This is a genomic window from Nostoc sp. (genome assembly GCF_036917415.1).
In the GTDB taxonomy this organism is placed as follows: Bacteria; Cyanobacteriota; Cyanobacteriia; order Cyanobacteriales; family Nostocaceae; genus Nostoc.
The window spans coordinates 49,522-72,746 of the sequence record NZ_JBALDJ010000070.1; the positions used below are offsets into that span (position 1 = coordinate 49,522).

Annotated in this window: 14 protein-coding genes and 4 pseudogenes; 9 read left to right on the forward strand and 9 right to left on the reverse strand. The window is 42.0% G+C overall.

The genetic code is table 11. The features are described 5' to 3' along the window. Positions 1–48: 48 nt before the first annotated feature. Entirely contained in the window at positions 49–5,544 is a 5,496-nt protein-coding gene (locus tag V7K41_RS13720) for a trifunctional serine/threonine-protein kinase/ATP-binding protein/sensor histidine kinase (protein ID WP_334848906.1), read from the forward strand. Between the two features lie 169 nt (positions 5,545–5,713). Here V7K41_RS13720 and V7K41_RS32865 read toward each other — a convergent pair. Then, positions 5,714–6,022, reverse strand: a pseudogene (locus V7K41_RS32865) (IS701 family transposase); the annotation flags it as partial. A 369-nt stretch (positions 6,023–6,391) separates the two neighbouring features. Here V7K41_RS32865 and V7K41_RS13730 point away from each other — a divergent pair. Next, positions 6,392–7,399: pseudogene (locus V7K41_RS13730) on the forward strand (PAS domain-containing sensor histidine kinase); the annotation flags it as partial. A 564-nt stretch (positions 7,400–7,963) separates the two neighbouring features. Beyond that, positions 7,964–8,827 (forward strand): annotated as a pseudogene (locus V7K41_RS13735) (sensor histidine kinase); the annotation flags it as partial. 227 nt (positions 8,828–9,054) lie between these two features. Here V7K41_RS13735 and V7K41_RS13740 read toward each other — a convergent pair. Together V7K41_RS13740 and V7K41_RS13745 are read right to left on the reverse strand one after the other, a co-directional pair. Beyond that, positions 9,055–11,610 carry a penicillin acylase family protein gene (locus V7K41_RS13740; protein WP_334848908.1) on the reverse strand — a complete coding sequence of 852 codons (2,556 nt, stop codon included), beginning with the start codon at positions 11,608–11,610 and terminating at the stop codon, positions 9,055–9,057. A 177-nt stretch (positions 11,611–11,787) separates the two neighbouring features. Further along, on the reverse strand, positions 11,788–12,126 hold the full coding sequence (locus V7K41_RS13745) for an ABC-2 family transporter protein (protein WP_334848935.1): 339 nt from the start codon (positions 12,124–12,126) through the stop codon (positions 11,788–11,790). A gap of 79 nt (positions 12,127–12,205) precedes the next feature. On the opposite strand from V7K41_RS13745, the gene V7K41_RS13750 reads away from it, so the two are divergent. The 4 genes from V7K41_RS13750 (at position 12,206) to V7K41_RS13765 (ending at position 15,880) form a co-directional block, all read left to right on the forward strand. Then, the gene (locus tag V7K41_RS13750) at positions 12,206–12,478 is read left to right on the forward strand and encodes an HNH endonuclease (protein WP_334848937.1); all 273 of its coding nucleotides are present in this window, start codon (positions 12,206–12,208) and stop codon (positions 12,476–12,478) included. Between the two features lie 123 nt (positions 12,479–12,601). Continuing rightward, positions 12,602–13,342 carry an RNA methyltransferase gene (locus V7K41_RS13755; protein WP_334848910.1) on the forward strand — a complete coding sequence of 247 codons (741 nt, stop codon included), beginning with the start codon at positions 12,602–12,604 and terminating at the stop codon, positions 13,340–13,342. A 174-nt stretch (positions 13,343–13,516) separates the two neighbouring features. Continuing rightward, the gene (locus V7K41_RS13760) at positions 13,517–15,091 is read left to right on the forward strand and encodes a serine hydrolase (RefSeq protein ID WP_334848912.1); all 1,575 of its coding nucleotides are present in this window, start codon (positions 13,517–13,519) and stop codon (positions 15,089–15,091) included. A gap of 147 nt (positions 15,092–15,238) precedes the next feature. Continuing rightward, complete coding sequence (locus tag V7K41_RS13765; protein WP_334848914.1) at positions 15,239–15,880, forward strand: hypothetical protein; 642 nt, start codon at positions 15,239–15,241, stop codon at positions 15,878–15,880. Here the strand turns inward: V7K41_RS13765 and V7K41_RS13770 are convergent. Together V7K41_RS13770 and dprA are read right to left on the reverse strand one after the other, a co-directional pair. Continuing rightward, on the reverse strand, positions 15,872–16,807 hold the full coding sequence (locus tag V7K41_RS13770; protein WP_334848915.1) for a DNA-methyltransferase: 936 nt from the start codon (positions 16,805–16,807) through the stop codon (positions 15,872–15,874). The genes V7K41_RS13765 and V7K41_RS13770 overlap by 9 nt on opposite strands. A gap of 101 nt (positions 16,808–16,908) precedes the next feature. After that, on the reverse strand, positions 16,909–18,024 hold the full coding sequence (gene dprA / locus V7K41_RS13775) for a DNA-processing protein DprA (protein ID WP_334848916.1): 1,116 nt from the start codon (positions 18,022–18,024) through the stop codon (positions 16,909–16,911). 346 nt (positions 18,025–18,370) lie between these two features. Here dprA and V7K41_RS13780 point away from each other — a divergent pair, with 346 nt between their 5' ends. Further along, on the forward strand, positions 18,371–19,507 hold the full coding sequence (locus V7K41_RS13780; RefSeq protein WP_334848917.1) for an alpha/beta hydrolase: 1,137 nt from the start codon (positions 18,371–18,373) through the stop codon (positions 19,505–19,507). A 99-nt stretch (positions 19,508–19,606) separates the two neighbouring features. On the opposite strand, the gene V7K41_RS13785 is transcribed toward V7K41_RS13780, so the two are convergent. The 3 genes from V7K41_RS13785 to V7K41_RS13795 all read right to left on the reverse strand — a co-directional run bounded on the left by V7K41_RS13785 (position 19,607) and on the right by V7K41_RS13795 (position 22,087). Continuing rightward, positions 19,607–20,296 carry an ElyC/SanA/YdcF family protein gene (locus V7K41_RS13785; protein ID WP_334848919.1) on the reverse strand — a complete coding sequence of 230 codons (690 nt, stop codon included), beginning with the start codon at positions 20,294–20,296 and terminating at the stop codon, positions 19,607–19,609. Beyond that, complete coding sequence (locus tag V7K41_RS13790; RefSeq protein WP_334848921.1) at positions 20,296–20,952, reverse strand: DUF2301 domain-containing membrane protein; 657 nt, start codon at positions 20,950–20,952, stop codon at positions 20,296–20,298. Before V7K41_RS13790 ends, V7K41_RS13785 begins: the two co-directional genes overlap by 1 nt. A 331-nt stretch (positions 20,953–21,283) precedes the next feature. Then, complete coding sequence (locus V7K41_RS13795) at positions 21,284–22,087, reverse strand: SAM hydrolase/SAM-dependent halogenase family protein (protein ID WP_334848923.1); 804 nt, start codon at positions 22,085–22,087, stop codon at positions 21,284–21,286. A gap of 109 nt (positions 22,088–22,196) precedes the next feature. On the opposite strand from V7K41_RS13795, the gene pirA reads away from it, so the two are divergent. After that, a complete protein-coding gene (pirA, locus tag V7K41_RS13800; RefSeq protein ID WP_334848926.1) occupies positions 22,197–22,352 on the forward strand; it encodes an arginine synthesis PII-interacting regulator PirA in 156 nt (51 codons plus the stop codon). Positions 22,353–22,787: 435 nt separating this feature from the next. Here the strand turns inward: pirA and V7K41_RS13805 are convergent. Continuing rightward, positions 22,788–23,225: pseudogene (locus V7K41_RS13805) on the reverse strand (hypothetical protein); the annotation flags it as partial.

Below are 23,225 nucleotides of genomic sequence, written 5' to 3' on the forward strand. Positions count from 1 at the left end.
TGTAAGCGTGTATGGGAATACTAAATTTAGCGCTTAAGATTTTGTAATATGATTAGTATTCCTGGATATTGCCTTAGCGAAGAACTTTATGATGGTTCGAGAACTCTGGTTTATCGAGCTTTTCGAGAGACTGACTCATTATCTGTAGTCATCAAACTGCTGAAAAATCCTTATCCCAGCTTTAGCGAACTAGTACAATTTCGCAATCAATACACCATCGCCAAAAATCTCAACTATCCTCTAATCATCCAAACCTACAGCCTAGAACCGTTCAAAAATGGCTATATGTTAGTGATGGAAGACTTTGGGGGCATTTCCCTCAAGGATTATTTCGCCAACAATAGTAATATTGTGTCTCTGGATGAATTTTTACAAATTGCGATCGCTCTGGGCAATACCTTAGATATTCTCTACCGCCATCGCATTATTCATAAAGATATCAAACCTGCCAATATTCTGATTAATCCTGATACCAAGCAAGTTAAACTAATCGATTTTAGTATCGCTTCATTACTCAATAAAGAAAACCAAGAAATAAAAAGTCCCAATGTATTAGAAGGAACCCTCGCCTATATTTCCCCCGAACAAACTGGAAGGATGAACCGAGGGATAGATTACCGTAGTGATTTCTATTCTTTGGGTGTGACTTTTTATGAATTACTGACGGGAGAGTTACCCTTTATCTCTGATGAGCCGATGGAGTTGGTGCATTGTCATATTGCCAAACAACCAGATAAATTCAAAATTCAAGTTGCGCTAGAAGCGCACCAAAGGTGCGACTCAAAATTCAAAAATGGAGAACTAATTCCCCAAGTTATCTGTGACATCGTGATGAAACTGATGGCAAAAAATGCCGAAGACAGATATCAGAGTGCTTTGGGATTAAAGCACGATTTAGAAACTTGTTTGTATCAACTCAAAGAAACTGGCAAAATTACCTATTTTGAAATTGGTCAGAGGGATATTTGCGATCGCTTTCTAATTCCCGAAAAACTCTATGGTCGAGAAATCGAGGTTGAGCAATTATTGGCTGCATTTGAGCAAGTTTCTCAAGGTGACAGCGAAGTGATGCTTGTTGCTGGTTTTTCTGGTATTGGCAAAACTGCGATCGTCAATGAAGTTCACAAGCCAATCGTTCAGCGACGGGGCTATTTTATCAAAGGCAAATTTGACCAGTTTAATCGCAGCATTCCTTTTTCGGCATTTGTACAAACGTTCCGCGATTTAATAGGGCAATTGTTGAGTGAAAGTGATGCTCAATTGTCAAGTTGGAAAAATCAAATTTTACAGGCTGTAGGGGAGAATGGACAAGTCATCATTGATGTAATCCCCGAATTAGAACGCATCATTGGAGTGCAACCATCTGCACCAGAACTATCGGGTATCGCCGCCCAAAATCGGTTTAATTTACTATTTCAAAAGTTTATTCAAGTTTTTACCCAGCCGGAACATCCCTTGGTGATGTTTTTGGATGATTTGCAGTGGGCGGATTCTGCTTCGTTGAATCTGATCCAACTGCTGATGGTGGAGTCAAAAACAGGCTATCTGCTGATGATTGGTGCTTACCGGGATAATGAGGTCTTTGCAGCACATCCATTGATGCTGACTTTAGATGCGATCGCCAAAACCGGGACAAAGGTAAATACTATCACCTTGAAGCCCTTAAGCCAAAACAGTCTCAATCAGTTGGTAGCCGATAGCCTCAACTGTGCGATCGCCTTGGCGCAACCCTTAACTCAATTGGTGTATCAAAAAACCCAGGGTAATCCCTTTTTTGCTACCCAGTTTCTCAAGGCACTGCATGAAGACAGACTGATTACTTTTGATACCCAAGCTAGACATTGGCAATGTGACATTGTGCAGGTGCGGGAAGCAGCACTGACAGATGATGTAGTGGAATTTATGGCTGCTCAGTTACAAAAATTACCAGAAACCACTCAAAATATTCTCAAATTGGCAGCTTGTATTGGCAATGAATTTGATTTAAATACATTGGCGATCGCTTTTGAACAAACACCCACAGAAACAGCAGCCTGTTTGTGGAATGCTTTACAGTCGGGTTTAATAATTCCTCAAACTGAAATTTATAAGTTTTTTGTTGGTGCAGCAGATCAACAGATGACTTCACCAACTTCAGAAATGATTAAATATAAATTTTTGCACGATCGCGTGCAACAAGCTGCTTATTCTTTAATTCCCCAAGCCAAGAAACAGAAAACCCATTTACAGATTGGTCAACTTTTGCTGAAAAGTATACCTGAAATAGAACGGGAATCGAAAATTTTTGAGATTGTTGGTCAATTAAATCGGGGGTACACACTACTAAATAATCAAATAGAGCGAGATGAATTAGCTTATTTAAATTTCATAGCAGGCTCTCGTTCTAAAGAAGCTACTGCCTACAAAGCGGCAATTGAATATTTGACTCTTGGTATTGAGTTACTTGATGGCGATCGCTGCTGGCAGAGTCAATATAACCTCACATTAGCACTCTTTGAAGCACTAGCAGAGGCTTGCTACATGGGTGGAGAATTTGAGCAGATGAAAACTTGGGCAGAATTAGTTTTGCAACACACCCATACCTGCTTAGAACAGGTAAAAATTTATGAAGTTAAAATCCAAGCCTGTATAGCTCAAAATCAGCTTTTACAAGGTATTTCTGTGGCTTTACAGATTTTGCAAAAACTGGGTGTGGATGTACCAGAAAATCCCACCCAAGATGATTTTATGCAGGGCTTACAAGAAACGCAAACCATCCTCGCCAATCGTCAGCCCTCTGAATTAGTTGACTTGCCATTGATGACGGATAATTATTACCTGGCAGCATTACGAATTTTATCAGGTATGTTTGGACTCGCCTATAATGGCTGTCCGGCAATGTTTCCCTTAATAGTATTTAAACAAGTTAACTTATCTGTTCTCTACGGTAATGCTAAGTTCTCGGCATGTGCTTATGCAAGCTACGGTTTAATTCTCTCTGCTTTTCTTGGAAAGATAGAGGAGGGATACGAATTTGGACAATTGGCGATCGCTTTGTTAAATCGACTGAATGCCAAGTCACTCAAAGCTAAAACATTTTCTATTTTTAATACTTTTATTAAACATCACAAAGAGCCTCTCAAAAATACCTTACAGCCTCTTTTAGAAGGGTATGCTGCTGGTCTGGAAATGGGTGATATCGAGTGGGCAGTCTGGTGTGCTTTCCCATATACACTTTATCTTTATATGACAGGTTGTGAACTCACAGAAGTTCTGGCAGAAATGGAAACTTACGGGAACGCAATTCTCCATTTTAAGCAAATGACCCAATATAATCACTTTGTTTCGTACCACCAAAGTGTTTTAAATCTCCTTGGTAAATCTGATATTCCATTTCAACTGCAAGGGTGCATCTATGATGAAACAATTATGCTACCTCAGCATCAGCAAGCAAACGATCGCCCTGCGGTTTATCACCTGCATATCAACAAAGTGATGCTTTGCTATTTGTTTGCAGAATACGAGCAGAGTTTGGCTGCGGTTAGTATCTGTGAAGAATATTTAGACGGAGTACCAGGTCTGTATATTATCCCCTTATTGTATTTTTATGATGCCTTAGCCAGACTAGCTTTGTATCCTCATGCAACATCATTACAGCAGTCAGCACTGCTTGAGCGTGTTGACAACAACCTAGCTAAGATACAGCAATGTGCATCTTATGCATCCATAAACTATCTGCATAAATATGATTTGATTAGCGCCGAGCGGTGTCATGCTTTAAACCAAAAATTAGAAGCAATTGAACTTTACGATCGCGCTATTTCTCTTGCTAAAGAAAACGGCTATATCCAAGAAGCAGCATTAGCCAATGAACTAGCAGCGAAATTTTATTTAGATTGGGGTAAAGAGAAAGTTGCCGCAGGCTATATGCAAGAAGCTTACTACTGCTATACCAAATGGGGAGCATTAGCAAAAGTCACCCATTTAGAACAAAACTATCCTCAACTACTAGCGGCGATTCTCCAAACTCCTAGCCTGGTGATTACCAATCAGGGAACCATCGCCCCAACCTCGATCAGAAGTTCCACTAACGTCAACAACAACCAGAATTTCTGGCTAGATTTTCCGGCGGTAATGAAAGCAGCACAAGCCATCTCGCAAGAAATTGAGTTAGAAAAACTCTTAGCCACTTTAATGCAGATTGCGATCGCTTTGGCGGGAGCGCAAATCGGTCGTTTAATTCTGTGCCAAGACGAACAATGGTTAGTAGTTGCTCAAGCCGATTCAAAGCAAACACAAAGGTTAGAAATTCCCCTAGATCGATGTCAGGAGATTCCCCAAAGTTTGATTTATGCGGTAGCGCGGACGCAACAGAAGGCTGTGTTTGAAAACTTGAGCAATTGGACACAATTTGCAGGCGATCGCTATATTATTACCCACCAGCCCAAATCTGTGTTATGTACCCCAATTAGCCAACAAGGAAAACTAATTGGCATCCTGTATTTAGAAAATAACTTAACCGTGGGCGCATTTACGAGCGATCGCCTGCAAGTCATTCAACTCCTTACTGCCCAAGCAGCTATTTCCTTAAAAAATGCTCAGTTGTATTGCCAATTAGAGGAATATTCTCATAGTTTGGAGCAAAAAGTCTCCGAACGCACCCAAGAACTAACACAAAAAGCAACTCAGCTAGAATCAACCTTGGAAGAACTGCAACTGACTCAATTCCAACTAATTCAATCAGAAAAAATGTCAAGCTTGGGACAATTGGTTGCTGGAATCGCCCACGAAATTAATAACCCTGTCAATTTTATTCACGCGAATCTTAGCCATGTGAAAGAATATATGCAAGATTTATTGAACTTGGTCAATCTCTATCAGCAGTCCCATATCAACCAGGTGAAAATTAAAGAATTATTAAATGAAATCGATTTAGAGTTTATTCAGTCAGACTTCCCTAAAACGCTCCAATCGATGCAAGTGGGGACTGAACGTATCGGTCAAATTGTGTTATCTCTGCGAACTTTCTCACGTATAGATGAAGCTGAATTTAAAGAAGTTGATATCCACGCAGGTATTGATAGTACAATCATGCTCTTACAACATCGCCTCCAAGAAAAACCAGAGCGTCCGGCAATTAAGATTATTCAAGATTATGGCGAATTACCTATAATCGAATGTTATGCCGGACAATTAAATCAAGTATTTATGAATATTTTGACAAATGCAATTGATGCTATCGAAGAGAAAAATATTCAACAGAATTTTGAGCCAATAGAAGCGAATTTGCAGCAAATAAAAATTCGGACTTCAGTTATTGATACTAACTGGATCGAAATTGCGATCGCTGACAATGGTATAGGTATGACTTCCCAAGTGCAACAAAAAATATTTAACCCATTTTTTACCACTAAATCTGTTGGTAAAGGGACGGGAATGGGTATGTCGATTAGTTATCAAATTATTACAGAAAAACACCGTGGCAAATTAAAGTGTGTTTCCATCCCTAATCAAGGGACTGAGTTTGTGCTGCAAATCCCTATTCGTCAATCATTAGTAAACTAAAAAGTTTTTCTGAAAGAGCGATGCCTACAGCGGTCACTGAGCTTTGCCGTACCACTTCGTGGAAGCAAGCTACGCGCAGCGTCTCGTAGAGAAGTGCGGGCTTATGATTTCTTTGAATACGACCCTTACGGCATTGGCATGATTCAATGCCAGTCAATCGTTTTAATTTTATTAGACCAATACCTTGGATGACTCCATGCTCATTGCCACTATATTGCAGTTTAGTTGTCTCTATTTCTAGAGAATATCGTTTATCAATTACTGTATCATCAAATACTAAATATGCATTATCGCTTGCTTTGGGATAATATGTTTAACATTATCCCAAAGCAAGCGTAGTATTAGCTTTTCATTCTGGAGATAGCGGTTAATTTTATCATGGCTAATCTGCTCGCTTCTGCTCTGCCAAATTTGTCAGAGTATAATTAATTTGACTGCTTAGTAAGTATTGGCAATAGTTAAGTTTAGTAAATCTCATTGCTAAACCACTTTTTTTTGATGCACCGTTTATTAATTTTCTCAGAAAATTTTCCAGTCAACTTTACACAATAGATTAGTATTACTAATGAAGCTTGAGCCGATCGCTGAAATGCTTTCTTAGAATACTAATGTACTACTACATAGCGATCGTCCTGTACCAGTTGCTTCAGTTATCCTAATACGCACGTACTAAAATTTAGCGATCGCCTGTGCCAGTTGCGTAAGTCCTGTTCAAGTCACGACTTCGTTATAGCAGGAAAAAATTGCGATTGCAGATGAAGCAATCGGTTAATTTTAGGGAAGACTGAGTTTACGTCCTTATTTTCCCTATTTTTCTGTGCTAATTATGAGTGAGCAACCGAATTCAATGCCTCCCCTGCGCCGAAGTCTCACTTCACAAGAAACCTGGGGGTTTGGATTTAGCGGTTTGCTTTTATGGTTAGGGACGGCTCCTGCTATGCATGCCGCACTAGGTCCGCAGGCGCTCTGCGTGTGGTTGCCTGGAACCATCATTGGCATACTGCTCAACCTGCAAGTTAAGCGGTTAGGGACATATTTCCCAGAGGTCGCTGGAGGCACCCCAAACTATATGACCCGCTTGCTCCAGCGATTGCCAAACTTGGCTCGCTATGGGGCGATTGGCTACCTGCTCGGCTGGGTTTCTGTTCCGTCCATGGATGCGATTATTCTGACCGATTTAATCAAGGCAAATCTGACTCCACTGGGCATTACCTGTCCAGAGACTCTACTCAGAATCGGGTTTACAGTTCTGCCCTTTATCGTTGCCTTTAGTGGAACTCGCACATTAGGCATTTTGCACTCTTTCTTTGTATTTCCGGCGATCGGGTTTCTTCTCACCTTTTGTCTCCAAGGCATTGGTTGGTTGAGTTTTGCCCCCACTAGCCCTGGGGTGCTGCCCGATCTGGGAGCAGGCATTTCCCTGATCGATTGGATGAAATGGTTCTTTATCGCCGTCTATGCGGTTTATGGTTGCGAGACGACATCTTCATTTGTGGCAGATAGCCTCCAACCCAGCGTTACCCTACGATGTTTGCAGGTGACTGCTGGATTGATTCCGATTGTCTATCTCGGTGGATCATGGGTTTTAATGCGGTTAGCCACAGCCCCCGGATTAGGTGATAGCGCCTATCTCAATCTAGTGGCAGCAGCCCAACCCTTCTGGGGCGCATTCGCCCCCGCTCTTGTCACCTTTCTAATTACGTCAGGGTGTCTCCTTAGCTCTGCGACCGCTGCTTCTAACTGTCCCCGGATTTTGTATCAGTTAGCTAAAGATGGCTACTTACCGCCCGTATTTGCCGTGTTGTCTCGCCGGGGAGTGTTTGAACCCAGTTTAATTTGTACCCTCGGGCTGAGTCTAATTTGCTTGGGGTGGGGCGATGTAGAACGGGTTGTGATGGTGACGGGCACCGGCTATCTGACTTCGATGATGGCAATTCACTTAGGTGAGTGGGTCAGTCGGCGGCGACCAGCAGCCCGATGGCCCTGGTGGTCGCTCGGTTTCTTTGGCATTGAAGCGATTGTTTTGGTAGTGGGCGGATTGGCATGGGGCTGGCAGGACTTAGCCATTGGATTGCTCCTGCCTGGGCTGGTGAGCATAGCAGGCACTCAATTACCGCGCTTGAACGTCTCCCTGTTCCATCCCGATGGGTGGATGCAACGGTATCACCAGCAACCCCATACCATCAAAACAGATTGGTTGGCATTTCAGGTGACGATCTTAATTGGCTTAGTGTGCAGTGCGGTGAGTATTGGCTGGTGGGTGAGGGCGGGTTTAGATCGGGTGGGTGTGGGGCAACATGTCGCGTTGTTTAGCATTTTGTTAGTGACGGTTGCCTTCGTGGGAGTGGCGATCGCCTGTTGGACTAGTCTGCCCCAAATTGCCGCCATTACTGAAGCCCGAGAACAGGTCGAACGCACACTGTTGGATTTGCAACAAGCGCAAACGCAACTCGTGCAGGCAGAAAAAATGTCAGCATTGGGTAATTTAGTTGCTGGGGTTGCTCACGAGATGAATAATCCTTTGGGCTTTATTTCTGCTACTCTCCAACAAGCTAAACCCACGATTGCTGATATTATTGAACACCTGAAACTCTATCAAGAAAGTTTAATCAAACCGGGTGATGACATTAAAGACCACGCTGAAAAAATTGACTTGGATTATAGCTTAGAAGACTTGCCCAAAATGATTGATGGAATGGTGATGGCCTGCGAACGCCTGAAAAATGTCAGCACCAGTCTCCGCACTTTCTCCCGTGCAGATAAAGATTACAAAGTGCCTTTTAATATCCATAAAGGCATTGATAGCACAATTTTAATTCTCAAACATCGTCTGAAAGCAAATGAACAACGTCCAGCCATTGAAGTGATGACTGAGTATGGTAACTTACCTGAATTAGAGTGTTTCTCTGGGCAATTAAATCAGGTATTTATGAATATTCTGGCGAATGCTATTGACGCATTAGAAGAAGCAACTTCTGGGCGGAGTTTTAGAGAAATTAAAGATAATCCCAACCAGATTATAATTACAACCTCAGTGATAGATCAGAACGTAAAAATATCAATTGCTGATAATGGCAACGGAATAAGTCAAGGAGTCAAAGAAAAAATATTTGACCATTTATTTACTACAAAAGAAGTTGGTAAAGGTACGGGTTTAGGGCTGGCGATCGCTCAGTCTATTGTGGTAGAAAAACATAACGGTTCACTGGTTGTAAATTCTACACTTGGTGAAGGAACTGAATTTGTCATTACCTTACCAATTCTGACTCAAACTCAAAATTAACGTGAGTTCGACGGTTAGAAAAAGGCAAAAAGCTTGCTAGATATGAAGCATAAGAAACTGAACAGATATTGCGATGCCTGCGGCGGGCTTCTCTACGAGACGCTGCGCGTAGCTTGCTTCCACGAAGTGGTACGCCTACGCTAAGATTGATTGAGAATCGGCAAAAAAGTCACAAAAAAACACCGAGACTAATTATTAACATAGTTTGATTTTTCCACTCCTTCTACTTACTCTGCCAATTTGGGAACTAACTTCAATATTACAGCAGTATTATTTGCAACATTATTTTGTTCCCAAAGCATCTGGTGGTATTCAATTTTGCGCCAGGGTTCAACCATATCGTTGTAGTGGTTATGGAAAGCATGGCCTGATTGCCCAGGAGTGTGAATTGCTACTGAGTTATCCAAATTTCCCAAATCTACAATCATCCGCAGTGAAGGAATATCAGTCACCTCAAAGGATTTATTTGCTCTCCAGCGGTTAGCATTTACTGTTTCGCCGTTACCAGATGTAGCAAATGCACCACGATTAAATAAAGCTTCAATCGGTGCAACCCCAGATTTCCCCAAGGTGGCATTCCGAAAAGTAATGGTATGCAGCTTGCCCCAATTCCAATTATTTGGGTCTTTGCTTTGAATTCGTTCTAATTCATCCACGGCTTCTATAAAAGACTGCCGCAGGATTTGGTCGCGATTCTCAACTTTTGGGGTATTGCGGTTATCCCACCAAGAACTATTGGGCTGTTTGACCAAATTTGCAACCACAGCATACCAGCGATCGCCTCCATCAGGAAAGTATATTTCAGGCAATTGATCGTGAAAGGTATCTGCTAGCAAGTGTTTCCAGAAGACTTCAAACAGAGCAGCAGCAGGCGATGTCATTGCTAACTGCAAATTCCAACCTTGCAATAGTTTTTGGGCTGCTTGCAATCGGGGGGTATTAACAGTGATAGATTGTAGTAGTGGCACTAGTGTTTGTGCATTGAGGTTGCGATCGTCACCCTGTATCCGCTGCACATCCTTCAGGGAAATCGCTTCGGTTTGTTGTGAAATCATTTCAACAATCCGCTTTGCTCGGTAGCCATAAACCCAGTCTGCGGTAATCAGGTAAGGATATTCACGCATAACTAAATTATTGGCAGTAGCAATATAACCTTGAGGTGGATTAAAACTTTTGGGCAATTTCTCAAAGTCAATATAGCCTTGCCACTCATATTCATCCGTCCAACCAGGAACGGGATAACGTCCATCTCCCTGAGCGCGGATGGGGAATTTACCAGGCATTTGGTAGCCAATATTGCCATCAATATCAGCGTAGACCAAATTTTGAGCCGGAACATCATAATTGCTGGCAGCAGTGCGAAATTCTTGCCAGTTTTGAGCGCGATTGATTTGGGGAATGGCATACCCTAGTTTGGAAGGTGCTAGGGCTGTCCAACGCAGGGCTACGGCGTAATTTTGCGGTAATTCTAATAGCTGACTTGACTTGAATTGCTTCAGATTTGGCGAAACATCAGAGAGAATCGGCCCATGTCGGGTATAGCGCACCGTTTGCACAATTGGTTGACTTCCGGCTACTTGAATTGTCTCTTGTACGAGTTGCATATCAACCCACTTGCCATTAACCTCATACTGATTGGGGTTTTTTGGGTTGATTTTCTCGATGTATAAATCCATCACATCAGATTGTACATTGGTGACACCCCAGGCAATGCGATCGCTATGACCGATAATTACCCCAATCATTCCTGCAAAGGAAAAGCCAGAAACGTTGTAGGGACATTCTGCACTCTTGGGTGTGCAATGCAAACCAACTTCATACCATATAGAGGGAATTTGCACACCTAAATGGGGGTCATTCGCCAAAATTGGCTTACCTGTCGCCGTCCGCTGACCAGATATCACCCAGTTGTTTGAGCCAATACCTATTCCTGTGGGCCCAATGAGTTGTTCTAAAGCTATCATCGGCTTAGTAATTGACTCTAAAGCCGGGATTATGGCTTCAGCAAAGACATTTGGAGACTGGGTAAATAGGCTAGAGTCCGAGTAATTTTGAATTTTCTCTTCCTCTGCTTGCTGAAACTCAGGTAAAATAACCGGCAAGTCTTTAGGGTAAGGTGGAAAAAGTTCCTCTATTTGATTTAGGTTAAGGGTTTTAAGTAAAATAGCACGTTCAATTTCACTCTCGAAATTTCTGCCCAAGTCGTAAGCCATTACCTTACCCCAAGTCAGAGAATGCAGTATTTGCCAAGGTTCTGGCTTATATCCAGGATTGAGAAACTTTAGTACAGCGTATTCTAGACTCAGGGCGCTGCCTTGATGTTCTACCAAATAGGCATTGACACCATCGGCGTAAGCTTCCAAGTATGCTTTCATCTCTGCACTAATTTCTTGAATTTCTTGCTGCGCCACCCTTGCCCAACCCATTATCCGCAGATATTTATCAGTGTCAACTTGAGAAGAACCGAACATTTCTGAGAGTCGCCCAGAACCAATATGTCGCCAAAAGTCCATTTGCCAAAATCGGTCTTGGGCGTGGATATAACCTTGCGCCATAAATAAATCGTGAGAGTTGGCAGCATAAATATGAGGAACTCCCCATTTATCACGCTGAACGGTTACTTCGGCTTTCAGTTCAGGTAGTTGAATTGTGCCACTCTCTTGCGGAAAGGATTGGCGTACAGTGTAAGTGGCAAATCCCATTAACAATAGCCCCAGCACTAACAGGAAAATCAGAGTAATTTTGAATCTTTTACGTAACCAACCTTTCCTGGAGTTTTTCATTTGAGCTTCCCGTGGCATTGTTTAGTGAAATCAGGCAATACTACAAGGTATTAAATTACGAGTCTTTAGAAAATAGGACTTACCACAAGTTACGGAATAACGAACCGCAGAGGCACAGAGAAGCCAGTGCGTTGGGCGGGTTCCCCGACTTGTAGCAACTGGCGCGGCACGGAGAAATCAGAGTTTGATATCATGTCCAGTCAAAGACTTATCATTTATACCGCAGGGGGCAGGGGGCAGGGGGAATTTAAAAGTTAAAGGAATGTGGAGGGATGAAAGTGACCACCCCAGAACAACAATTCCTTGGGAAAATCTTCCAATTCGTTTCAAAGTAAACTCTTTACCTAAAAGCTGAAGTGCTGTGGTGCGTGGACGAAGAAGTAAACGGTCGAAGTCTCCACTTTTAATTATTGTTGTAAATGAGTCAAATCCTTTTCCAAGGGCATCAGCACAGGCGAAATAAATATTAACTATTCCATAAAAGAGAGCAACTTCATTCAAAGTCCACGTACCAATACTATTAAAACGAGTAAAAAGTGCCCAGACTCCAAAAAATTCAACAGCAGTTCCTAGAAGCTATGAGATTGATCGTGTTATTGCTCAAAAGCACGGTGGAGCAACAAATGCTGATAATTTAGCCCTCACCTGCTGGCGATGTAATCGTCATAAAGGCACTGACTTAGGATCTTTCGATCCAGAAACAGGGGCTTTTAGTTTTCTTTTCAACCCACGCACCCAGAAATGGGCTGAACACTTCACCTTTTCAGAACTGAGTCTAGTGGGATTAACGCCTATGGGACGTACAACGATCAGATTACTACAAATAAATAGCGACGAACGACTAGCCCAACGGCAAAGATTGCACTGAACTCTTCAGACCTGACGCAGGCATTCACTTACACCGCTAAAATGATTTCAAGGAAACTCTTCAGCAGAACCACGATGCTGAAACTTAGTCTGTAAGTACCGGTGCGATCGCAGGAGGCAAAAAATGGGCTTGGCTGGATTAAGAATTGTGTTGGTAGAACCAGCTGGGCCGATAAATATCGGCGCGATCGCCAGAGTAATGAAAAATTTCGGGCTATATAATTTAGTATTAGTGAACCCCCAATGCGATCCACTATCAACGGAAGCTTTGATGATGGCTGTTCACGCTCAGGAAATTTTAGAATCTGCGGTATTCGTGGCCACCTTACCAGAAGCATTACATGGATGTGTACGGGCGATCGCTACCACTGGTCGCGTTCGTAGTTTAGAAACACCCTTAGAAAATCCTCGCACTGCACTACCCTGGTTACTGGAGGAACCAGAAAAACCCACAGCACTGATTTTTGGCAGAGAAGACCGGGGATTAAGCAATGAAGAATTAAATTATGCACAGCGGTTTGTTGGCATTCCCACAAGTAAAGATTATGTCGCCCTAAATTTGGCTACTGCTGTAGCAATTTGTTGTTATGAATTGTCACAATGTGCCCAACAACTTGACATTCAAACCTTACCTCAAACTGAACTCGCACCAATAGAAGTTGTGGAAGCATACTACCAGCAATTAGAATCAATATTACTGAAAATTGGTTATGTATATCCCCATACGGCAGCTAGTCGGATGGGAAAATTTCGCCAATTGTATAATCGCGCTCACTTGAAAACTGGGGAGGTAGCTATGCTGCGAGGAATTTTGCAGCAGGTGGAATGGGCCCTGAAAAACCAGAAGAATAGTGAAAACTTGTAATTATTCGTTTAATATATACGCAATCATCTCCCCAAAATAATTAATATCGCTTAAACTAAACACAAAAATGCTACTTAGTGGCAAAGTGGAATTTGAGTATTAATATTGCTTAAAGATTAAATTTGGGGTCAAGAGTCTGCAAGAAAACAGTCAAGTGGGTCACAAGGAGTAACGGTGTCAGAATCAAGTGGCGAACTAACAGCTTTCTCGCGGCGTCAACCCTTAAATCGCCGCCAGCAGCCACAAAAAGTTCAAAAAGTGGTAAAAAAGAGAGTTAAAGCTAACAGTCAGCAGCAAACTACAAATGGACAAGAAGGGGCACTAACACGCCCAAAAAATCAAATCAGTCCTCCCCCAATCCCTGGCGCTACACGTAGGGTAAAATCGGGGTTAGTCATGCCAACAGCAGTAAAATCAATACCTAGTGTCAAGGGAAAAATTCCTCCCTTCCGAGCAGGTGCTGTGATGGTTAAAACAGTGCGGATGGAAAAGCCAAAAACAGGCAGACGCTCATCGCGAAAAACCCGGTTAAAGCCAATGGCCAAAACCATATTGTATGTTTTGCGTTTGTTGATTGTGGGTGTAGGGATGGGTGCAATTGTGGGCACTGTATTGTCAATATTAGACCCAGCCAATCGCATCAGCACGAACTCGGCGTCGCAATCTAATAGCAATGTTAGTAATGTGGCGCGATCGCAGCCACAATCTACCCAAACTCCCCCAGCCGCAGCTTCGAGTTTATACCTATCTCAAGAAATTACCTCTTTGAAAAATGCCGTGCAAAATTTGGCGGCCACCAACCCAAATCTCACACCTGGAATTTTCTTAATAGATTTAGATACTGGTAATTATGTAGATATCAATGCCTCTACCAGTTTTCCGGCGGCTAGTACGATTAAAGTGCCGATTCTGATTGCCTTTTTCCAGGATGTGGATGCGGGTAAAATTCGCCTAGATGATATGCTGACCATGCAACAGGATATGGTAGCTGGCGGTTCGGGAAATCTGCAATACAAACCACCGGGAACTCAGTACGCTGCTTTGGAAGTCGTCACTAAAATGATTACAATCAGCGACAACACAGCGACAAATATGCTGATTGCCCGACTGGGAGGAATAGACGCTTTAAACCAGCGTTTCCGTAGTTGGGGATTGACAACCACAACAATTCGTAATCAACTCCCAGATTTGCAAGGGACAAACACCACTAGTCCCAAGGAACTAGGGAATTTGATGGCGATCGTGAGTCAGGGAAATTTAGTCAGTATGCCATCACGCGATCTCATGCTCGATATCTTGCGTCGCACCCAAAAAGACACTCTGCTGCCAGCAGGTTTGGGAACAGGTGCAAGAGCATACCACAAAACGGGTGATATCGGCACAATGTTGGCAGATGCAGGTTTAATTGTGGTTCCAACTGGCAAGCGCTACATAGCTTCTGTCATGGTACAACGCCCCGAAAACGATCCTCGTGCCGAAAAGTTGATTAGCTCAATTTCTCGTGCAGCCTACCAAGAGTTTAGCCAAAATCCTGTCACACCCAACTCCACTACAAACACTGTACCTGCAAATGGTTATCAGCCCCAGGTGGCGAATCCGGCTTTACCTAACGGTACAACAGGCACTGCGCCCATGAGCATTTATCAGCCTCCTGTTGTCACTCCTGTACCCAACGGCATGGGAAGTACAGTACCAACAAGCGGTTATCAATCTCCAGTGATGAATCCTCAATATTACCCTCCAAGATAATTCATAATTCATAATTAAAAATGGTTTCATTCCTCTTGTTAATAACGATAATTTCGTTATTAGCGGGGTTTAGATCTATATTTAAAAAATAATTATGAATTATAAATTTTTTAATTACAAGTCCACGATCAACTCAAAAATATGTAAATGAACGCTGAACTAGAGTTGATTGCCTGTCAACCTCACTCCATTGAGAGTAAAGGTTTTAACCCTAATGCTACTCTGCCGTATAGCTGCACAATTGAACACATTCATTTAGCAATGAATGATTTTGTAAAATTTTTAGGATTCATCAATCAACAGCTTTACAGCAAAGAAATAGAACGTCTTGAGGTGATGATGCCAGCCAACTTTAGTAGTATGGTTGGAGAATTTATGATTTCAAATATTCCAAAATACTGCTCTAGCCTGGTAAAAAACCAATATCATAATGGTCATCCTGACTTAATTCCAGCAGGAATGTTTCCAAAAAACTCTGCACAGCATTCTCATATTGGGATTGAAGTAAAAGCTTCTCGTTATCAAAGTGGATGGCAAGGTCATAATCCCGAAGATACTTGGCTTATGGTATTTGTTTTTGATAGTAACCGTCCTAGTGATGCTGTTCAAGGTATTGAGCCAAAACCCTTTCGTTTTCTTAAAGTTATTGGTGCTAGTCTCACAAAAAATGATTGGTCATTCTCTGGTCGTTCGGAAATTAGTCGCAGAACAATAACTGCTAGTGTTACTAAATCTGGTTATCAAAAAATGATTTCCAACTGGATTTATAAAATTCCTAATTTACCATAAAGTAAGCTGCAAATCTGTAATATTCTGGGAAGCTACTTCTAAATTTATCAACTTAGGAATAGCAGTGCAACTCATCTCATAATAATCTAAATTACGCTCAATACCAATGCAGCAAAGACCAACAGCTTCTGCTGCTGCAACTGTCGAACCAGAACCCATAAAAGTATCAACAATAAAACCTTCACCTAGAGGTAATGCAGCATAAACGACCTGACGTAGAAAAGATTGTGGTTTAAGACTTGGGTGATTAGCAATGGCTCGTTCCTTCTGAGGTGTCCTCTCACTGGCAATAACATCACCCAAAGGTGTACCATCTCTATTGCGTCTTAACCCTCCAGTTTGAAACTCTCGTAGACATTCACTAAGTTTCATTCCTACTGGTATCGGCTTTCGTAAAACACCCCACGGCTCATAACATCCTCTGAGCATGGAAGATACATCAGGAAATTCATCTTCAGCATTTTTGGGGCGATCGCCACCACGAAGTGTTCTCACCAGGCGAATCAATTCTCCCCGAAATTCCAAACCACCCTCCACTAAAGCAGAGAAAACTAACTGAGAAAGAAATGCATTACTTGCAATTAAAACATGACCGCCGGGACGAAGTACACGTACCACTAATTTTGCCCATTCTACAAAGAAATTTTTTAAGGCTAAACGTTCTTTGGTAGTAAGTGCGGTAAATCGTGGTAAAGGTGCGCGTTGATGTCCATCAAATGATGGTGGTATTCTCCAAATACCTCCATTGCCATTTGCTCTTTTTAGCAACTGGTCAAAATCATATTCTTTCACCCCGTAAGGTGGATCTGTAACTACTGCATGAATGCTGTTTTCTGGTAGTCTACTCAGCCACTCGAAACAGTCTGCGTACAAAATAACAGATTTACCTATATTTTCTACTTGGTATTCAAAAGCCCACTGGTTCATTATTTTAAGTAGTTTGTTTTTAGATAAAAATTGTATTTTTATAGTGCCATAAATCTGATGATTAAATTGCTAAAAACAAAGCTAAATAATGTTGTTTTATTTTAACTTTTTTGATACCGCATCCCTGGTAGTTGGGAAACGAAACCCATAAGTTCCAACTGTAACAAAGCACTGGAAACTAACCCAGCAGCCATGCCGGTTTGTTGGACAATAAAATCGAAGGGTAAAGCTTCACTTGCCATTGCATCCATTACCGTTTGCAATTCTGGCGATAAAGTTGGCATTAACTGTTCTGGTGCTGTAGAAGCCTCAATCGCATCAATTTGTGGTATTGCTCCTAACATTGTTAACAGTTCGTCTAGTTCCTTAAGAATAAAGGAAGCTCCCTGACTCAGTAACTTTAAGCACCCTTGGGATGGATAATCGTCAAGTCTCCCAGGTAATGCATAGACATCTCTACCAAATTCATTTGCGTAGGTAGCTGTTATTAAAGCACCAGATTTTAAAGGCGCTTCCATTACCAGGATGGCGCGGCTTAAACCCGCAATAATTCGGTTGCGACGGGGAAAGTGAGTGCGATCGGGTGGGGTTTTTGTGGGGTACTCACTTACGACTAACCCCGCCGTCAAAATTTGCTTGTACAAATCCCGATTTTTATGTGGATAGATGACATCGACACCAGTCCCCAAAACTGCGATCGTCCGTCCACCAGCTTTCATGGCAGCGATGTGGCTTTCGGTGTCAATTCCCTCTGCCATCCCAGAAACGACTGTAAAGCCATTTTTAGCCAAAGCTGTACTAATTTGGCGAGTCCAACGGATACCATATTCTGAGGGTTGGCGGGTTCCGACAATCCCAACCATTGGTTTTTGTCCGAGATTTTCTTGGAGTTCGACTTCACCGCGATAGTACAAAATTGGCGGTGGACTGGGAGTTTCTAGCAGTAAGCGGGGATAATCTGCATCTGCTGGTGTCCAGAAATGGGAATTTTCCTGCTGGTGCTTAGTGAATAGTTGTTCTGGGTGCAAACGCGATCGCTGTTCTACTACTTTTTCTAGTGTTTGGAAACCCAAACCTTCCACCTCTCCCAATTGTACCTTAGTAGCGTTCCAAGCTGTTGCCAGCGTGCCAAAATGCTGTTGCAGCCGTCGTAGTAATACCGGCCCAATTCCCGAAATTTGCGCCCAAGCTAGCCAATATGCGCCTTCTTCTACCACATTTCTATCCTCATATCGCAAAGTGCTGAGTGCTGAGTGCTGTTAGCGGAAGCGGGGCGTTTAGCCCGTGCTGAGTAAAAACCCAGTTGCTTTTAAGCTTTGAGCAATCAACACTGTCCTAACCTATGTGGCTACGGCTATACCACTGGATTGAGTATTCCCAAATTAGGGTTGGCTGTTGATGGCAAGGGGGGAGTGGGGGCAATACTGTTTGGTTAAGGCAAGAGACGCGATGAATCGCCGTCTCTACAAAGAACTTCTGTTTCTTCTTTCCCAATTCCTCTTGACTTTTGACTCTTGACTCTTGACTATTAACTATTGACTATCTATCCTCTTATCTTCTGTGATGAAATATTTCTATCGTCTTCTAATAAGCCTATCTGGGTGCTTAATATTTTTCCTGCTGCATAGTGGACTTGGTTTATTACCTAGTTTGGCAGCTGAGAAAGTTACCGTCAGGTACGGATTGTTTGACCAATCAATCCCGGTGGCAGATATACGCAACTATGGCGAGACACAAAAGGTTTCTGCCGATCTGCAATCTTTCCTACATTACCTCAGCGCTAAGGACAAACAGAAGTTCCAAGAAGCCCTTCAGGTGAAAATGTCGCTTGATATTGTAGCTTTAGATAAGCTGATAAATACAGGAATGGGCAAGCAAATTTTATCTTTTGCTTCTGGTGCGATCGCTCGTCGCGATCGAGCTAGTATACAAGCACTACGATCGGCCATTATCATCGGAGCAAGATCGCCGGAAGGTCTAGGAATAACCAGCTTTCTACAAGCCTATCCCAGTAATCAATTAGTTATTGATGTGTCAAAAATTCAGAAACTAGTCGGCATGGCAAATTTATCTTCTGGTTCTGCTGATGCACCGCCGAAAGATGACGTAAGTTCTTCGCCTTTAGGGAAAATTGCACTGCAATATCAAACACTCGCTGCCCAGGATAAACAATTCTCAGGTTGCTTATTTGGCGATTCTATTTCGGCTGGACTTGGCAATACTCTTGGGAGTGGTACTTTTAATTTTGGATTAAATGGTCTGAGTACAATCTCATTACTAGAACAACTCAAAAGTTTAATTCCTACCAAAGTAAAATGTGAAAAAGCCATTATTGCCATAGGTGGAAATGATGCTTTGTATAAAATTAGTGATGAATTATTTAACAAAAATCTCCAAGAGGCGATCGCACTTGTCCGCACAATGGGAACTAAAGAGATTTTTCTGATTCCGGCTTTTTATTCGACAGTGGCAGCAAGCTCAGATCCAACTGTAGCAGCCCCACTTGCTAGAGTTGAACAAATTAATGTTCTGATTAATCAAGTTGCTGAAACAGAAAAAGTGCCAGTTGCCGCAGCCGGACTAGCACCATTATATGAAAATAATGTTCTTAAAGAAAATTTCACCAGTGATGGCGACCATCTGAATGCAGAGGGTCTGAAAATTTATCGGCAAGCATTATTACAAATCCTGGGTAAGTAATACCATTTTGAATTTTGGATTTTGGATTGACTGAAAAATCTAAAATCTAAAATTCAAAATTAAATCGCTTCTGAAGCCAATATTTATGCTGTATCAGTGTTAGGCTTTCCAATTCAAAAACCGTGCATAAAGATAAGCTATACTTTCATCAAGAACCGTCCGCACACCTTCGCTAGAACCCCACCATTTGTTTGGATTATAATCTTGCGTTGTGGCAGCAATCACACCAACATTAATTCGAGGGGTAAGTATTTTTCTAAAAAGAAACCAACTCCTACGGGCATGAACGTCCAAGGAAAAAAGATTAATCGATTCGATCTTTAAATTTGAATTGGATAGCCAACGCTCAAATTCAGCAGCAGATGCATAACTACGATCCTTAACCACAAAAGGTGTCGGAACAGCTACTACTTTTTCTGCTTCTAAACCGAGTTTTATGAAAGTGTCAGCCGACACGTCTGCAAAGTTCTTGTATCCGGTAAGATAACTTCCTTTTCCTAATGTACCTCCAGTAGTAATTATTTGATGATAAGAACCGGTTTGAAATTCAGTCAAAGCTTCTTCTATAGCGTAATCTGGTAGCCATCCTTCAACAACTAATACTTCTGCTGATTGTATCGGGGAAGTTACGGCGAGAAATGAGTGTACATGAGTAATAGTGAAAAATATTAAGTAAACAATCAAAGCGATCGCAATCGCCCACCCTTGAGCCGTAAGTGTCCACATTTCTTGGCGTTTGATTAGTTTGATTTTGGGAAATTTTTGACACCGACGATTTTTTGTCTGCATTAAACCTTAGCTAAACGTTGTTCTTTCAAGTAGGTAAACACAGACTTATCTCCAATATCAGCAGGAATTGCTTGCACTGTCTTTCGCAGGGCAAACACTAAAAATAATATCGCCCAAGTTCCTAATAAAACACTTTCTCCCTGAGTTGGTAAAATTCCCACCAAATGCCCTAACAACAGTAGCGGTACAATTGGGGTTAATACTTTGGTTTCCAGGCGATTGAAGCAAAAAGCCTCTTTAAAATAAATACCTGTCAAAGCTACGAAAATAAAACCAACTCCAAATAAGGTAATTGGCTGATTGTAAACAGCAAGAGCTAAAGGTTCACTACTAGTGATTGCCAGAATCACTGATGCGATACTACCGATGGCCCAAAAAACTTGCAACGTTCGGTGTAGTGATGCCATGTAGATATGGATGGTAAATAAACTGACACCAAGAGCGAGACTGAAACAAGCATAGAGAGGTGTCAGTAAAGTTACAACAGTTGGGTTATTGTTGAATAAAATCAAGGCGCTGCCTATGGCAAAGCTCAGTGCTGCTACCATTAAGCCAGCGCGGTAGATAATTACGCCAGTGCGATCGCTCTGAGTAATTGTAAATTCCCCAAACTGACCTTGATAAACTTCTGGTGCAGAGAGTGTTTGTGTAGTCATAGCTAAGAATATAATTATGATTCTCTAGTAGAGTACAACGGTAAATTGCTCAAGGGTTACTTTTATTATTATGAGCAATAAGGCGAACTTCATGTCACCATTCTTAAACTTACATCTTTTAGCAGTTACTTTCTGGAAATTTTTGTCGAATTCGCACTGCCTACGGTGAATGAAAATGCTTGTTTTTAAGTGGTGTGCAGTTGCCCAACCTCCGTTTTATATCTAGAATTTTCCCCTTTCTTTGCCTTTTCCACAAATCACCAACAGGCACTTTGCAGCCTGGTATTTTTTCACTGTCTTAACTTTAGCAATATTCCCTGGTCTGATTTTCTTAAAAAAACAAGACTTCTAACGCATCTTGTAAATTAATCTGTAATTGTGAGTGAGCATGTCCGCAATTAATGGCAATTTCTACCCAGCCATGACTGCCAACTAAAGCTATTATCTCTCCCACTTTGACCTCACTGTAAGTTTCACAGCCTGGTACACTCAATCCAGCAACTTGCACATACCAACTTTTGTTTTGCACGTAACTCGCTGGAATGTTACTCACTAGGTTGCCAAAGTGGTCAATATATTGAATGCAACCCACTACACCAGTTGTTGTCTGCTTGCAGTTGCCTATATCCAGCTTTACCAAACTTACTAAATCGATTTCTTGTCCTAGCTGTTTGAGTGGGACACCATTAGCAAGATTAGCTGCCACTGGTGCAAAGATATCCCTACCGTGAAAAGTCTTGCTTGGTTGAGGAGTGCGCCAATAATTAAGATTTGTAAGTTCGACAGCTGCGATCGCCAGACTTTGACTGAGTACCCCGCTGAATATACCATTATCTGGGCCGACCAAAAACCCTTGAGCAAATTCTACTGCGATCGCCCGTCGCTTGCTTCCCACACCCGGATCTACTACTGCCAGATGCACTGTCCCAATTGGGAAATGGGCATAAGCATTCATCAGGCTAAACCTGGCTGCGGCGATGTCTTGCGGCGGAATTTGGTGCGTTAAGTCTACCACCGTCAGTCTGGGGTTGATTTGGGCTATGACTCCCTTGATTATGCCTACATAAACATCGCGATCGCCGAAATCGCTCAGTAAAGTCACGAGTGGTTGTTCATCTATCTGGTTATTAGACATATTTTGGTAAAATTATATAAAAAACATATTTTCTGTAGCAACAGCTACAAAATATGTGCTATGTTAAGAATACAAGACATAAAGTGAAAAATTAAAGCAGGTAATCACTATGAGTCAAAATAGACTACAAAGTTTGAGCAAATCACGAGAAGCTCATAGAGCGAATATTCAAAGAAGCCTAGAGCATCGCTTGGAAATAGCCAGAGCAAAAGGCGACGAACAGCTGATTCGTCAACTGGAAGACGAAATGAGGTATTCCAGCTAAAGCAAGTTTTCATTGTTCATAGTTTTGTTGTGTAACCCGCTACGGCGGGTTTTTTCTTTTTAGGGAGTTTTCTGGCAATTTCGTTTTAACAGCGTTTTGCAATTAATTGAATTATTCCACTCCTTACTCGCATTTCTCACAAGCAGTGCGATGCCTACGGCGGGCTACGCCTACGCTATTACCCAAACCTTTATTGAGCTTAGATTTTGAGCGTTTTAGACACTAGTATCCGCTCAATAAATCGGGGTAGTGGAAAAAAGAAAAAATTGAGCCGATACAATAATTTCAGATTATATATAAAGGTAAAAAAACCCATAACACCCGAAGGCTGGGTTTTGTATACACAGGAAGGTAGAAAAGGTTGCACTGGCAATAAGACGTAAATATAATCAATCAGTTGTGTTGATTGGTTTACAGTCCTATTGGCTATCAATTTCATCCCAAAGTCTGGTTCTTTATATGAGTATCGATACTAGCTAGACCCCCATCATTGAAGATGTTGACTAAATCATCTTTCCCATCTGCATTAAAATCGCCGACTAGCCATTTTTGAGTATCCCAAAACCCACCTTGCCCAGTTGCCCAGCGCTGGCTATCAAAACTCTCACCATTAGATAAGTGAGTATCGATACTAGCTAGACCCCCATCATTAAAGACGTTGACTAAATCATCTTTCCCATCTGCGTTAAAATCGCCGACTAGCCATTTTTGAGTATCCCAAAACCCACCTTGCCCAGTTGCCCATCGCTGGCTATCAAAACTCTCACCATTAGATAAGTGAGTATCGATACTAGCTAGACCGCCATCATTGAAGACGTTGACTAAATCATCTTTCCCATCTGCGTTAAAATCGCCGACTAGCCATTTTTGAGT